6 protein-coding genes are annotated in these 15,954 nt (G+C 46.6%); 3 read left to right on the top strand and 3 right to left on the bottom strand.

Annotated elements, in window-relative coordinates; all coding sequences use genetic code 11:
- Window positions 1-80: 80 nt before the first annotated feature.
- Both ACPD8L_RS06305 and ACPD8L_RS06300 read right to left on the bottom strand, forming a co-directional pair.
- Window positions 81-1,382: a RagB/SusD family nutrient uptake outer membrane protein gene (locus ACPD8L_RS06305; RefSeq protein WP_181898201.1), complete on the bottom strand. Its 1,302-nt coding sequence runs from the start codon at window positions 1,380-1,382 to the stop codon at window positions 81-83.
- A gap of 51 nt (window positions 1,383-1,433) precedes the next feature.
- Entirely contained in the window at window positions 1,434-4,409 is a 2,976-nt protein-coding gene (locus ACPD8L_RS06300) for a SusC/RagA family TonB-linked outer membrane protein (RefSeq protein WP_116218134.1), read from the bottom strand.
- A gap of 342 nt (window positions 4,410-4,751) precedes the next feature.
- On the opposite strand from ACPD8L_RS06300, the gene ACPD8L_RS06295 reads away from it, so the two are divergent.
- Entirely contained in the window at window positions 4,752-5,501 is a 750-nt protein-coding gene (locus ACPD8L_RS06295; RefSeq protein ID WP_116218133.1) for a DeoR/GlpR family DNA-binding transcription regulator, read from the top strand.
- A gap of 4 nt (window positions 5,502-5,505) precedes the next feature.
- Window positions 5,506-6,318 carry an N-acetylmuramic acid 6-phosphate etherase gene (gene murQ, locus ACPD8L_RS06290; protein ID WP_116218132.1) on the top strand — a complete coding sequence of 271 codons (813 nt, stop codon included), beginning with the start codon at window positions 5,506-5,508 and terminating at the stop codon, window positions 6,316-6,318.
- An 8-nt stretch (window positions 6,319-6,326) separates the two neighbouring features.
- Here murQ and ACPD8L_RS06285 read toward each other — a convergent pair whose 3' ends face one another.
- Window positions 6,327-7,451, bottom strand: a complete 1,125-nt coding sequence (locus ACPD8L_RS06285; protein WP_421809752.1) for a PQQ-dependent sugar dehydrogenase — start codon at window positions 7,449-7,451, stop codon at window positions 6,327-6,329.
- Between the two features lie 254 nt (window positions 7,452-7,705).
- On the opposite strand from ACPD8L_RS06285, the gene ACPD8L_RS06280 reads away from it, so the two are divergent.
- Window positions 7,706-15,922: a T9SS type B sorting domain-containing protein gene (locus ACPD8L_RS06280; RefSeq protein ID WP_423942568.1), complete on the top strand. Its 8,217-nt coding sequence runs from the start codon at window positions 7,706-7,708 to the stop codon at window positions 15,920-15,922.
- The last annotated feature ends 32 nt before the right edge of the window (window positions 15,923-15,954 follow it).

The raw sequence follows: 15,954 nt of genomic DNA, 5'->3' as shown, positions 1-15,954 counted from the left end.
AAGGCCTACGATGCACTAAATGTAGGCCTTTTCACTTGGATTAAATTAAAACAACTAACAACTCAAATAATTTATTTTGATCAAATTGACGGATCGGCCGGTGTATTGGTATTATTGTCCCGTTCCGTATTTGGATAAGGATAGAAATTCCTGTTGCGTTCCTCGTCAAAGTTCTGTACCGTTGGAGAGGGTTGGGGTCTTCCAAACCTTCTACTATCCTCCAAGCTGCAACCGGTCAAGAACAATTCTGCACGTCTGTTTTTGTACACTTCGTCCAAAAGGGCATCCACTGTGGTGTCCCCTGCATAAGCGGCAACGTTGGCATTTACACCAAACACGTCATCGGTGTCGGTCAATACCTCGTTCAAAGCAGCAACGGCCGCTCCAGTATCAGGTGTTCCTTTTCTTAGGTTGGCTTCAGCAATGATCAGGTTCATCTCGTCTGGAAGGTACACCGGAATGGATTCGGTATCGCCATCAAAGAAACCAGCCAAGTCCTCAATGGGCAATTGGTTTTGGTTCAACTCGTCCAAAGCGATAAGATAGAAATCGAATCTGCCGTCATTGGCATCGAATGTAAACGAATCCGGCAAACCAAAGTTGTCCCTAGGCTTAAAGTTAGGTGCACTGTTCTGATACACCCTACTCCAGATAGGATTCAGGTTTTGGGAATCGTACGTAAATACAGAGGCAGAGGTCTGATCCACAGCGGAAGCGGCACTGATGGCAGCTTCATAATTTCCCGCATAAAGGTTGAACCTTGCCAGCATGGCATCAATGGTATTGGCCAAATCGATATCCCCTCTTAAGATTTCGGATTGAAACTCTCCGGATATGGGATTGGCAGCAATGGCTGCTTTGGCCTCGGTCAATAGGGTAATGGCCGTATTGAAACCTTCGGTTCTTGAAACGAAAGGTGGGTTATCCTCCGAAGTGGCTACGATCACCTGTTCGTAGCTTTGGGCCAAAGCCCCTATACTCATGGCCTGGTAGAGCTTGGCATAGGCAATCAATCCGCTTTGGGTTCCTGCATCAATGTCCACGTTTGCTGCATTTTCAGCTATATCCTCTGCGATGCCGACCACGCGTAGCATGGTGGACCAAAGTCCAACGACATTGGAGTTGGAATTGGGAATGTCCCCTCCGTCTTCCAGTTCGATCATGTTTTGGAAGGTAGTGGTAATACCTCCCTCCCTGGCGGTGATGGCAGGGGTTTCAACGACCCATCGCAAACCAGTGGTGGAATAGAGTTGTTGCATCCCTATGGTCGCAGCCAAGATACCCTCCCTGGAGGAGAATACCTGATCGTCCGTTGCGGCATTCGGATTGTCAAAATCGGTTTCACATGATGTGATCGCCACCACGGAGGTAAGCAATAACATCAGTTTTAGTTTTGTATATCTATATATTTTCATCATCAATTTTTTATTGGATTAGAAACTAACGTTAAAGCCTAGTTGATAGGTTCTTGGAATAGGCACGGTGGCAAAATCAAATCCACGTACTCCGTTGCTCTGTCCGGCGGCACTTACTTCTGGATCCCATCCGGAGTAATCGTCCCAAGAAATCAGGTTTCTTCCCACCAAACTTATTTTCACGTTGTCTATGCACTCCCATTTGGGTTTAAAGTCATAGCTCAAGGCCACTTCCCGTAGTTTTACAAAGGAACCATCCTCCACAAATTCCTCGAAGATGTTGGCCTGTGCACTTCCATATCCTTTAGGCAAATTGCCCAATAGTTCTTGCCCTACTTGGGCACCACCACCAAAGATTACGTTGTCCAGCAATCTGCGGTTCCAGTTGAATACATCGTATCCCTGAACGGCGTCGAACTGTACACGAAGACCAAAGTTCTTATAAGAGAATTCGTTGATAAAAGAGCCGAACCAATCTGGGTTGGGATCGCCCAATACTTTGGAGGATTCACCATCTTCGGTAGTACCTCTGTACGGATACCCATCGGCATCCAAGGCAATGGAACCATCTTCGTTTCTGGCATAAAACTGTCTGTAGAACACACCCAAGGGTTCTCCTTCAATAACATAGTTGGTAGAGAAACTTCCAGCCAAGGCCAGTCTTCCACCTCCGGCAACGTTGGTCACCTCGTTCTTGTTCTTGGAGAAGGTAGCGGTAACGTCCCAGCTAAAGTCCTGGGTTTTTATAGGAGCTCCACGTAATAGGATCTCAACACCGGTATTTTCCAAGTTCCCCACATTTTCAAAACGAGAACCGAATCCGCTCGAAGGAGCCAAAACTCTTGGAAGCAATAAATCGGTCACTTTTTGTTTGTAATAGGAGAATTCAATACCCAATCGGCTGTTCAGCAATCCGGCATCAAAACCAATTTCAATTTCATCTTGACGTTCTGGTTTAAGGTCTTCGTTACCTTGGGCGGTGGAAGGAATCAAACTCACCGAACCGGTCAAGGCATCGGGGTTGTAGACTGAAAATCTATCAAAGGCACCCAAGGCGGTCAAGTTACCCGCCTGTCCCCAAGAAGCTCTTAGCTTGAACAGGTTGAAGGCTCCACCGAAGGTACTTTTCCAAAAGTCTTCATCGGAAACCACATAAGAACCACTGGCCTTAAAGTACAACTGGTTTCTTTCGTCTTCACCAAATGTTGAAGCGCCATCCATACGCACGGCTCCATTGACGTAAATTTTGTCATTGAAGGAGAAGGATTGTTGGAAGAAGGCACCCCAATAGGATATTTGGGAACGACTTTCGCCCTGCTCCAAAATACTACCTCCGGTAGCGGTCTCCACCACGGGAGGAAGTCCTGTGGCATTGATGCCTACCCTGTCTCGCTCTTCATATTGCCATGATCCCCCAAGTGTGGAGGTGGATGCGATGGCATCGGTAATATCCGCTTTATAGGTAAGGTTCAAATCGGAGTTGTACTGAAAGCTGTTCAAATCTGACCGTCTTGCATATCCATCGGCATTGGGTGATGTATTGTTGATGGGGATATAGGCTGTGGCGGATTGGTTATAATAATCCATACCCAAGGTGTACTTGGCGCTCAGATTGTCCGTAAAGTTGGCATCCAAGGCAACGCTGGTGATGAAACGATTGGTCTTCTGACCGAAATCGAATCGGGCAACGGCCTCTGCAGGGTTGGTCCTGGGAACCAATAGAGAGGTTACCGGATACACTCCTGATTCATCTGGAGCTGGGTTTACCGAGTTGTCACTGAAAACAAATCCGGTGATGGCACCATAGGCATTGTTGATCCCTCCGTTGGGTACATCCTTACTTACGCTTCGTACATAATTGAAACCACCGGTAATTTTTAACCAATCAAAGGCTTGTTGGGAAAGGTTGGCCTTAAACCCATAGCGTTTGAAGTTGGTGTTTTTCACAATCCCATCGTTGCTCAAATGGGAAGCGGAAAGGTAATAGGAGGTTTTTTCGGTACCTCCGGTCATGGAAAAATAGTTTTCCACACCAAAACCAGACTCAAATATCTCATCCTGTAGGTTGTATCGGTCTACGGCAACGGTGTTCAGGTCGGAACGGTCGGTTGGAGCGGTCCACGCCAAAGGCACGGTATTGTAATCGATTTCCTTGCGTAGTTCGTTGATACGCGTATTGGTCATGAAAGAAAACTTGGGTTCCCCACTTCTTCCTTGTTTGGTGAAAATCTGAACTACCCCGTTACTCGCCCTGGAACCATAAATGGCGGCGGCGGCGGCCCCTTTGATGATTTCTATCTTTTCAATATCGTTAGGGTTGATATCCGCCAAACGGTTCTGGGCATTCCCCCCTAAATCTACGAGCTCATTACTGGAGTTACTGATGATGATACCATCCACAATATAAAGTGGGTCCGAATTACCGGAAATGGTACTGGGCCCCCGTAAACGGATGCTGATACCCCCTGCAGGGTCACCAGAATTCTGCTGTACCAAGGCACCGGTGATCTTACCGGCAATGGCTTGGTCGATTTGCGTGGCCCCGTTGTCCACCAAATCTTCGGATTTTACTGAAGAAATGGCGTTCCCCAAAGCTCTTTTGTTGGCTCCGGCACCGGTACCGGTCACGACCACCTCGTCCAAGCTCAATAAATCCTCTGAAAGGACGGCATCTGTAGTAATGGTAAGGTTACCGCCGGCATCAATGGACACCTTTTGGGATGAAAAGCCCAATGAACTGAACGATAGGCTGTATGATCCAGATTCCAATGAAGCCGTAAAGCTGTAGTTTCCATCAAAATCGGTAACGGTGCCGAACGATGTGTTTTCAATAAATACTGATGCGCCGACCACTGGAAGTCCAGTGCCGCTTTCAGTTACGGTCCCCGTCAAGGTATACTGACTTTGGCCAAACGCGCTCAACGTTGTTGCCAAAAGGGCCAGTAGGGCCAATCGGAACCTCATTTTTCCTAGGTAATCATGAAGTTTTCCCATAAATCTGAGTAGTTAAATTAAGAGTTAATAGTATCTAGTAAGTTCACGGTCAATCGCATTGGGTGGAGCTATATTTTCCGTGGCGAATTTGATGGTCTGACAAAATCCCAAGGACTTGATTGATATTTATCATTAAAAATTCTTTTTCAGGAATAAAGAATGAATAAAAGTCCACAGTACTCTTGCAAAAAATCGAAATTCTACATCCAAATATATGCAAAAACGGCAAAAGATTGCAAGTAAAAGCAATTTTAATCGAAATTATCCAGATATCTGCTTATTTTTGCAATATATTGCTGTAATAAGCAATCTTTTTAGGATTTATTTAACTTTACCCTCCATATGCTAAAAGAAGAGCGGCATCGATTTATTCTCAATGAAGTGGGCATCCATAATAGGGTATTGTTAACGGATATTGCCAATTTGTTGGATGTTTCGGTAGATACGGTGCGAAGGGACATCAAGGAACTCCATAACTCCAAGCTGCTGAAAAAGGTACATGGGGGCGCCATTTCGTTGGGATTCAACAATTATAATCCTATTGGGAAAACTGTATACTCACTGGAGGAAAAGTCCCAAATTGCGGAAAAATGTCTCTCCTTGATCAAGGAAGGCCAGGTAATTTTGTTGAGCGGTGGAACTACAAATTTGGAGTTGGCCAAGCGTTTGCCCTCGAAGTTTAAGTTGACCTGCTTTACACCCAGTTTGCCCATTGCCGTGCAATTGTTGACAAAGAGCAATATTGAGGTTATTTTTATAGGGGGGCGAATGTCCAAAGATTCCCAGATAGCCATTGGGGGCAGTGCCATCAATATGCTTTCCGAGATTAAAGTGGACATCTGTTTTTTAGGGACCAATTCCTTGCACCCGGTTGAAGGACTTACGGAGTTCGATTGGGAAATTGTGCAAATGAAAAAGGCTATGATCCATAGTTCCCGAAAGGTGGTATCTCCATGTATATCGGAAAAAATTGGTTCGCTGCAACGTTTTAAGATATGTGACGTTGAAGAGATAGACGTATTGATCACCGAACTGGAACCATGGGATGTTAAACTCGATGCATTTAAGAATATGAACATACAATTATTGTAACCAAGTGGAAAAACACATCAAAATCACTGAACAACCGTCACTTTATGACCAATTGGACCAAATGGATGCCTTGGATATTGTGACCAACATCAACAATGAAGACAAAAAAGTGGCCCATGCCGTGGAAGCGGTACTGCCCAAAGTAGCACAACTGGTGGATGAGATCGCACCCCGTTTTAAGAAGGGAGGGCGCTTGTTCTATATCGGGGCCGGTACCAGCGGGCGATTGGGTATCCTGGATGCTTCCGAAATTCCCCCAACCTTTGGAATGCCCCATACTAGGGTAGTTGGGTTGATGGCTGGCGGGGACGTTGCAATCCGCAAGTCGGTAGAGCTTGCCGAAGATGATAGGGAGCAGGCCTGGAAAGATTTGATGAAACACGACATCAATGCCAATGATGTTCTTGTGGGCATCGCCGCATCCGGGACCACACCTTATGTTTTGGGAGGTATTGCCGATGCCAAGAAACATGGGATACTTACCGCCGGAATCACCAATAACCCTGGATCACCCTTGGCCACCGAAAGTGATATTGCCATTGAAATCAATGTAGGTCCGGAATTCTTGACTGGAAGTACCCGTATGAAGAGTGGAACCAGTCAAAAATTGGTGCTCAATATGATTTCCACGGCGGTTATGATCCGAGTGGGACGGGTGAAGGGCAACAAAATGGTGAACATGCAGTTGAGCAACATCAAATTGGTGGACCGTGGTACCCGTTATGTCATGGAGGAACTGGGATTGGAATACGAAGAAGCGGAAAAAGCCCTAAAGAAATACGGTTCCGTCAAGGCAGCTGTTGATGCGCTTAAGTAAAGCTTACCTCAAGGCTTGGGCACTAATTTATAGATGCCCTTGCCTTCTATACCAACATAAATAAATCCGTCAGGAGCTTGTCTTACATTTCGTATTCTTCCCATGCCGTCCAATAATTTTTCACGGTAGGTGACTTTGCCATTTTCAATGACCAAACGTTCCAAGTATTGAAAGGATAGGGAGCCGGCCAATAGATTCCCTTTCCATTTGGGATATTTGCTGGAAGAAACAAAGGCCATTCCGGACGGACCTATCGAAGGGGTCCATTGGTACATGGGCTGCTCCATGCCTGGTCTGGAGGTCTCATCCGTAATTTTTGTGCCGCTATAGTTGATTCCGTATGTAATAATGGGCCACCCATAGTTTTTTCCTTTTTGGATGATATTGATTTCATCCCCACCCCGTGGACCATGCTCGTGTTCCCATAAATCTCCAGTTTCGGGATGAAGGGTCAACCCTTGGGGATTTCGATGTCCATAACTGTAAATAGCAGTTTTTGCACCGGTTTTTCCAACAAAAGGATTGTCATTGGGGATACGGCCATCGTCATGTATTCGGTATATTTTGCCACAATCCCTGGTGATGTCTTGAGGATTTATGTCCCTGTCCCCACGGTCTCCAATGGAAAAATACAAATACCCATCAGTATCAAACTCCAAGCGGGAACCAAAATGGTGTCCTTTGGTAGAGTTGGGTTCCGCTTTGTAAAGAAGTTGGGTCTGTGCAAGTTTGTTTTTGGTGAGTTTTGCCCTAAAAATAGCCGTGTTTCCTCCCTTTTGGTCACCTGAACTGGACGCGTATGAGAAGTAGATCCAGCCATTCTCTTTGTAATTGGGATGTAGCTCTATATCCATCAACCCACCCTGTCCACGGGCGTAGATATCTTTTGGGATGTTCCCTATTTTCGTTGCTTTTCCATTGCTGTATAGAATCAGTTCCCCTGATTTTTCGGTTACCAAAACACTGTTGTCGGGAAGAAAAGCCATGCCCCATGGGGTTTGGATACCGGTAATAACAGGTTCTACAGTAAAATCAATGGTTTTTGGAAGTTGAATGCCCTTATCGGGAACTTGGGCACAAGATGTACTGAGCAGTACAACGAAAAAATACAGAAACACCACACTTTTTTTCATAGTTTTACGTTGAAATAATAGATTTTATAGACGAACGACTACTTTTTGGTAGTTGATTGCTGAAAAGATAAAGAGAATTTTATAAGTATAGATAACTACGATTTAGAATATTAAGGTCCCAAATCTGAATATTCTGTCCTAACAAGACTTAACCTATGCTCCCTCGAAAGACAAGGCATCTGCTATATGCCGTGTTGATGGTATCCATATCCATTTTTTGTTCCACGGTATTAGCAAAGACGGAAGTCAAAAAGATGCTCACCCACATCGTATCAAAGGTTTCTGAATCCGGAGAGGAAAAGAAGACGGCAGTACGTACTGTTGATACTTCTGTATCTAAATCGGATTTATCCTCCTCTTTTGCCAGTGCAAGCATGTTCGCTACCATTATCCAAGGGGCCAATCAAGAAGTGGTCTGCCCCAATGATGGAAGTACACTTGCCAAATTTTTCCTGTGCGGTACCAGTGACGTCAGGACCCTTACGCTCAGTCAATCTGGTGCAAGTTATCAATGGCAAAAATTGGACCCCAATACCTGTGCGCCAACGGTGGTGGACGATTGTCCCACCATAAATGGGGCCTGTACTTGGAACACGGTTGGAATAGATCCTACCTATAACCTATCCACGGCAGGAGAGTTCAGGGTACGGGTAGGCTCCGGTCAATACTATTATTTTAAATCGACCTTAAACCCATTGGACCCACAATTGATCAAGGAAGATATTGTATGTGGCAATCCGGGTAGGGTAGAGGTGACCAATGTTCCTGCAGGATATGAATACAGCTTGAACAGTCCGGCAGGGCCTTACCAAGATGCACCTTTCTTCGATATTACCGCTTCAGGAAGTTACAGGGTATATGTACGCTTGAAAAATGTTTCGGCCAGTGCTTGTGTTTTTCCATCAAACAGTGTTACTGTCAATGAGTTGGATATTACAGTAGATGTGACCGCCAATGATATTCTTTGTAGTGGGGAATTGGGAAGTATAGATGTGCAAGTATCCGGTGTTCCGGGATTTTATACATACCGTTTGGTGAAGAACGGGGTTACCGTGGATACCTTTGGACCCAATGGAGCCGATACCTATACATTTGCCAATGTTAGTCCAGGTACCTACAGCATCCGGGTAGAAACCAATAATTGTTCTGAGACCATCACAACAGATATCAATGGAGATGCCATCACCATAGGAAACGGTATAAGCCCGTTGGCGGTATCGGCCACGGCATCCGATAGTTTTGGCTGTGGGGCTACTTCAGTGAATGTAAACCTGACCACTTCAGGAGGTACCGCTCCCTACCGTTTTAGTGTGGATGGAGGTCCTTTTGGTTCCACATATGCTGGGTCCACCAGTTTTTCGGTATCCACCCCCGGGACCTATAATGTTCTGGTGGAAGATGCCAATGGGTGTCAAAGGAGTGCCTCTGTGGATGTTCCCGATATTCCACCGCCAATTTTCAACATCACTGAGGAAGATGCCAACTGTGGTGGCGCCAATGATGGTAGGGTTACCATTAACGTCACCAATGGATTTGGGTATGAAATTGAATACAGTATCAACAATGGGGCTACCTTTCAAATTAGTAATGTATTCTCCAATTTGGCCCCGGGCAACTACGATGTGGTTTTACGGTACGAGCAGGATTCCTTTACCTGTACCACAACACCTCAAGTGGCTACCATTGGGACGCCTTCGACCATTGTGGCCACGGCTACACCCAATACGGTTCCTACCTGCTCCAATGAAAATGGGGGACAAATTACCATTTCCGGGGTTTCTGGAGGAACAGCACCTTACGAATACAGCGTAGGGGCCGGATTCAGTACAAACACCGTCTTCCCTAACTTGGGAGTGGGAACCTATACCCCATTGGTACGGGATGCCAATGGATGTGTTCAAACACTGCCAGATATAGTTTTTAATGCTTTGGACAAACCCACCAATCTGGATTTTGCCATTTCAAGTTTGGATTGTATCACCACCACGGCTTCCCTACAACTTACGGTTACTGGGGGAACTGGACCGTATACATATGAAATCATTGCCCCGGCTGCCAGTGTGGTCAATAATGGGAACAATGACACCTTTACTGGGTTGGGATTGGGGACTTATACCTTTAGGGTGACGGACAATGAAGGTTGCTCTTATGATGAAAACTATGCCATTACCGATATCAGTTCCATTGGAGTAACGGCCCAACAGACCAAAGTGGTCACCTGTGTTGGGGATTCCGATGGGGAAGGTAGATTCTTGGTAGATGGTTTCAACACCACTTACAGCTATAGTATTGATGGAGGAACGGTTTTTACCGGTCAGAATGGAAGCATTATCCCAGTAACAGGATTGGCGGCAGGAAGTTATGTCATTTCTGTGACCGATGAAGAGACCAACTGTACCGACACGGCCACTTTGGTTATTGAGGAACCTTCAACAGCCTTTGCCATTTCCAGTTTGGATGTTACCGACATGAGCTGCCAAAATGGAAACATTGGTGCCGTGCGAATCAACACCATTGGAGGATGGGGCGGTAACCGCTATACCCTTACCCAGCCAGATGGCTCCACCAGAGGTCCAAAAAATGGAAGTACTTTCTCCAATCTTTCCCAAGATGGTACCTATCAGGTAAGCGTAACCGATGCCAATGGTTGTACAGTTACCGATAGCTTTACTTTGACCCAATTGGAAGCACCCACCTTGGCTTTGGATACAGGAGCCTCTGATTTTTGTTACGATAATTTTACCGCGGCCACTTTGGTGGTGAATGCCACCTTGGGCGTTGCTCCCTATCAATATCGAATCAATGGAGGAGCATGGGGTGGAAGCAATAGCTTTTCTGGGCTTACCCCGGGAACCTACACCATCGAGGTTATGGACAGCAACGATTGTCGGGATACGGTCACAGCGACTATTGAGCCCCAGGTGATCGCCAATGCCACCACCATCCAAGAGTTGGATTGTGCCGGGCCACCTGCCCAAATTCAGGTGAACATCAGCAACGGATATACTTCGGGAGGAAACTATGATATTTATGAAGTAAGTATCAATGGAGCCCCGTATACTTCGGACAGTAACAACATCACAGGAAATTCATTTGTGTACAGCATTCCCAATGATGGCTCCATCATTTCGGATACCACATTCCAGTTTTTGATAACCGATGCCAATGGCTGTACCAATGAAACCAATGTAGTGACCATTTCCCCGCCGGAGACCATTGCAGGCTCTGTAGTGGGCACGGATACCCAATGTGGTGACAATACAGGTGGCATTGTGGAACTGATTCCCGATACGAGTCAAGGGATACCTCCATATGAGTTCAGTAATGATAATGGGGCCACTTTTAGTACACAGAATATCTTTTCAGGATACGGACCAGGAACCCATGGCGGATTTGTAATTCGTGATAGCAGGGGCTGCGTAAGTCCGGCCTATGATGTGACCATAGGGGCCAGCTCTCCTTTGGACGCCACGGTGACCCCTACAGACCCAGTGTGTTCAGCAGGGTCCGTGAACGGTTCTATTTCCACAACGATCAACAATGGTGTTGCCCCGTTTGATTATGTCTTATTGGATGTGGCCGGGAATTTGGTGGCTTCTTCCATGAGTACGGCAAGTACCACGGTAAATTTCCCCAACCTTCCTGCTGGAAATTACACCATCGTCACCACGGATGCCCAAGGTTGTGAGGACCGTGATGAGGTGGTCCTTGATCAAAATAGTCTGGATTTGATTCCTTTGGATGCTGCTCCCCTAAATTGTACCGACCCTTTCCTTTCCTATAGGGTGCAGGCGGTTGGAGGTACGGCACCTTACCAATTTAGACTAGTGGGTGGGGGAGCCTTTGTTCCAGCCAATGTCAATGGGGTGGATATTCATGATTTTTCGGCAGTGGTAACCTTTGGAGTGACCTATTTTGTGGAGGTCATAGATGCTTTGGGATGTATTTATATTGAAGAAATAGACCCTATTACCGCACCAAGTCCGGTTACGGTCACTGCCACGACCACTACGGCCTCTTGTGATGTATCGGGAAGTGGTACCATTACGTATGAGGTATCGGGATTGCCGAACGACCCTGCCAATTTTACGGTCACCCTACAAAATACGGATACGGGAGCTACATTGTCAGGACCAACATCTTTTACCAATGAATCACTCCCCTTCACGGATACGTTCACTGGCTTGGCGCCCGGAAATTATCAGATTATTGTCAACGATACCGATACAGGATGTAGTGGAAGTACTTTGGTATTCATTGGATTTAGTTCTCCTTCCATCGCCATCGATAATTTTGTGGAAGCTACCTGTAATGCAGGGGCTTTGGTCACGGTGCGTGGTTTTGGTGGTACAGGACCGTTCAATTATGCCTATGTGCCTACGGGAGCTGCCGAACCCACGGTTTTTTCACCGGAAACTACTTTTGAGATAGCGGGACCTTACCCGTCGGATTACGATTTTTATGTACAGGACGCCAGTGGATGTACCGCATTTACCACATTAACGGTTACCCAAGAAGCTGGGGTGCCTACTCCAGTTATAGATGTGGTCAACCAATGTACGGCCACCAGTGGGTATCAGATTCATATGGTGTCCCCGTTGACTTCTGGACCTGAACCAGAAAACACCTTCCAGTATGATATAGGTAGTGGTTTTCAATCTGGGACTACCTTTACAGTGCCCAACCCGGGAACATACCTGATTACTGTTAGGGATGGCAATGGCTGTACCAATACGGTTACGGCAGAAGTGTTCGATTTCTTCGCTATTTCGGCCGATGCTACTTCATTCCCCACTTGTAATGCCGGGGATGGGGTCATTACCGTGAACACTACGGGAGGTAGTGGCAATTTTGAGTATCAATTGCGGGACGCGGGAACCTTGGCCAATATAGGTCCTGCCCAGTATACCAATGTGTTCAACAATGTTTTGCCCGGAGATTACAATATTTTGGTGACCGACTTGAACTCCAACACCACACCGCTCTGTTCGGATGAGGCCATAGTCAATGTGTCCACTGTGAACACTCCGGTGATCACGGCCACCCCAAGCAGTGATGTTACCTGTAATGGGGCGGACAACGGTACTATTTCGGTAGAGTTGCAACCTGGAAGTGATACGGATACCCCGATAAACTATGTGCTGTATTTGGGGTCGAGTTCAACCATCATCGCAGGACCTCAAGGGTCACCCGTATTTGATGATCTACAACCCAACACCTACCAGGTTGAGGTGGTATCGGATAGAGGTTGTACCGATAGATCGGGCAACATCTTCATTGATGAGCCCTCTTTGCTGCAGTCCAATGCCATCCATACCGAATTCAGCTGTAATCCATCAAGCAACCAGTTCAGTACGGCCACAATCACGATCTATACGGATACCAATGGTGATGGTACGGGCATTGGCACGGGAACCGGACCATACACCTATAGCATGAATGATGGTACGCCCCAGTTTGATGGCACCAACTTCCAGACCGGTAATACCTTTGAGGTTATTGACAATGGTACCAATCAGACCATAACCTTGACGGTAAGGGACCAGAATGGATGTGAGGATACTTCAACGGTAACCATCAACAGTCCTACGGATATCACGTTTAGCTACAATGTAAATCAGATTACCTGTGACGCTTCAGGTACGGGAGTCAATCCGGGCACCATTGATATCATTATCAATGAAGGCCCTGGAAGCTATGAGGTGGAAATTCTTCCTTTAGGCTCTGAGCCGGCAAGAAGTTCTGGGGGTTCAGACCGGGTAACCTGGGATATTGCCACCCCAGGGGACTACATTTTTGCGGTGACCGATGTGGGCAGTGGTGGGTGTACCTATCTAACGACCACGGTCAACATGCCGGAATACAATACCATTGAGGCGGTGATTGCCGAAGTGCAACCAGTGATGTGTTTTAACGGAAGTGATGGCATCATCAGTTTGGAAATCAACAATTATAGCGGACAATACAATTATGAGGTGTTCACTAGGGACAACTTGGGTGTGGAAACTTCTACAGGGGTAACGGGTAGTTTTGATACCAATGCACCCATCAACTCACCAGAATTGATCATCGATGTGCCCGCTGGAAACTTGGTGGTACATATTGAAGCCTTGGATTCCCCCTTTTGTGATGTGGTCAGCAATGTGACCACGGTCCGTTCCCCGGACAGGGCACTTACTGTAGACCTTGTACAAACCTCACCCGTAACCTGTAATGTTCCTGGTTTGGGTGAGATTACGGCGACCGGTGATGGCGGTTGGGGTACGTACCAATATCAATTGGTGGCTTCGGATGGTACTGTTTTGGTGGATTATCCCAATACCAATCCTGTTTTTGAAAATCTATCCACGGATACCTATACCGTAAACGTTAAGGATGTAAGAGGTTGTGAGGCTGGTCGAGACATCTTTTTACCACCCCCCGTTGGAATTACCGCAAACATAGAAATCGTGCAGGGTCTGGCCTGTAACAATGACAACAATGCCATTATACAAGCTGATTTGGTATCTGGGGGACAAGGCCCTGGAAATTATCTTTATCAGTTGAACAGGATCACGGATGGAACCAATAGTGGGTTGCAGACCACACCAACGTTTGCCAACCTTTCGGCCGGAGACTACAGGATTACCATTTTTGATGGATGGAACTGTAGTTTCACAACAGATCTTATTACCATAGATGACCCAGAAATTATAGTGGCCGAGCTTGTGGAGCTGCAACCACCTGGATGTGGGGATTTGGGTAGAATGGAACTCACGGTGACCAATCCAGAACCCGGGGTGGAATATTTCTACCGAAGGGCCGGTACATCGGACCCATTTGTAGCCTTTGGCACAGGAATGACGAGTGTTGTAATTGCCGAGGACATTACGGTGGACCCAGGTCCATTCCAATACGATGTGCAGAATTCAAACGGATGTCCGTTTGAAAAGTCCAACCAAATTTCCTTGGACCCCGCAGCGCCTTTGGTGATTGCACTGGATTTGACCAACGCGACCATCAATTGTGCAGGAGAGGCAACCGGAATTATCCGTTCCGAAGCCTTTGGGGGGATTGGTAGTTACATGTACACTTTGGTAAACTCCAACACCTTGCCGGTTACCCCTGCCACCATGGTACGTCCGGCACAAAGTTCAGGAATCTTTAGGGAGTTGAATCCCGGAACCTATTATGTATATGCAGAAAGTGGCGGATGTGAGGCTATATCCGACCCTATAGTTATAGACCCCAAACCACCTTTGGTATTAGAGTATCTTGAAGCGGTACCAGTAGTCTGTGCCGGCGATGCCAACGGACAGATCATTATCGAGGCCAGTGGTGGTACGGGAGCTATTCGGTACTCCATTTCCGATACGTTGAGCGAATTCTTTGAAGGGGACGACCCAAGCAACCCGAATAGAAAAACGTTCAACGATTTGTCTCCTAGAACATACGATATTATCATTCAGGATGATTTGGGCTGTACCATTACCAGAACGGTGGAAATCACCCAACCGGCCGAATTGGTGGCAAGTGTGGCCTCTACCACCCCTGAAGTATGTCTGGGAGATGGTGATGGTACCTTGACCTTGAACGTAACGGGAGGAACTGCACCGTATTTTACCAGTGTGAATTCTGCCGATGATGCCGATTTTGTCCAGAATGATAGTCTGTTTTTTGACCATCTCCAGGGTGGAGAGACCTATGTGATTTTTGTTAGGGATGCCAATGGCTGTCAGACCACCGTTGTTGCGGATATAGGCATTGGGATTGAAATAGAAGCCGAACCTGTGGTAGAGTATGGTTGTGACGGTATTTTCCCGAACAGCACTGTTCGTATCAATATTTCGGATAATTCCCAAGTTTCCCAATTACTGTTTGCCTTGGATGTGGATGATATTTCCTTGGCTACCGAGCAACGTACTTTTGGTGACCTCCCCGCGGGAGAGCACACAGTATTCATTTATCATCAAAATGGATGTGTAACCTTCGTGGAGTTTGAAGTTGAAGCCTACGAGCCTCTAACCTTGGAAGCAGTGAAAACAGGTCCCAATGAGGTGACTGCCGTTGCAACGGGCGGTTATGGCGGATACGAATATTTCTTCCAAGGGGAATCGTATGGTGAAACCAACACTTTTAACATCAGTGTAGATGCCAATGTCAACATTATGGTTCGTGATGAACGCGGATGCGTGGCCAATTTGGTAATGCCGTTTGACTTTGAGGGAATGCCGGAAATGCCGGATTTTTTCACACCGGATGGCGACAACCTCAATGATTACTGGTACCCGGGCAATCGTGAGTTTTTCCCCAACATTGAAGTCATTATCTATGACCGTTACGGTAGGGTAGTGGCCCATTTGGACCAAGTAAAGAAATGGGATGGGAACTACGAGGGTAAACCCCTGCCCACAGGGGACTACTGGTATGTGGTCAATGCCAATGACCGGGAGAAACAACGATTTGTAGGGCATTTCACCTTGTACAGATAGATCTTGGTTCTGCCTTGTTTTCAGTACGGTAA

The sequence above is a fragment of the Flagellimonas algicida genome (assembly GCF_049629585.1).
Classification (GTDB): Bacteria; Bacteroidota; Bacteroidia; order Flavobacteriales; family Flavobacteriaceae; genus Flagellimonas.
Note: the sequence above shows the minus strand (reverse complement) of the source record. Positions and strands in the feature narration are given on the sequence as shown.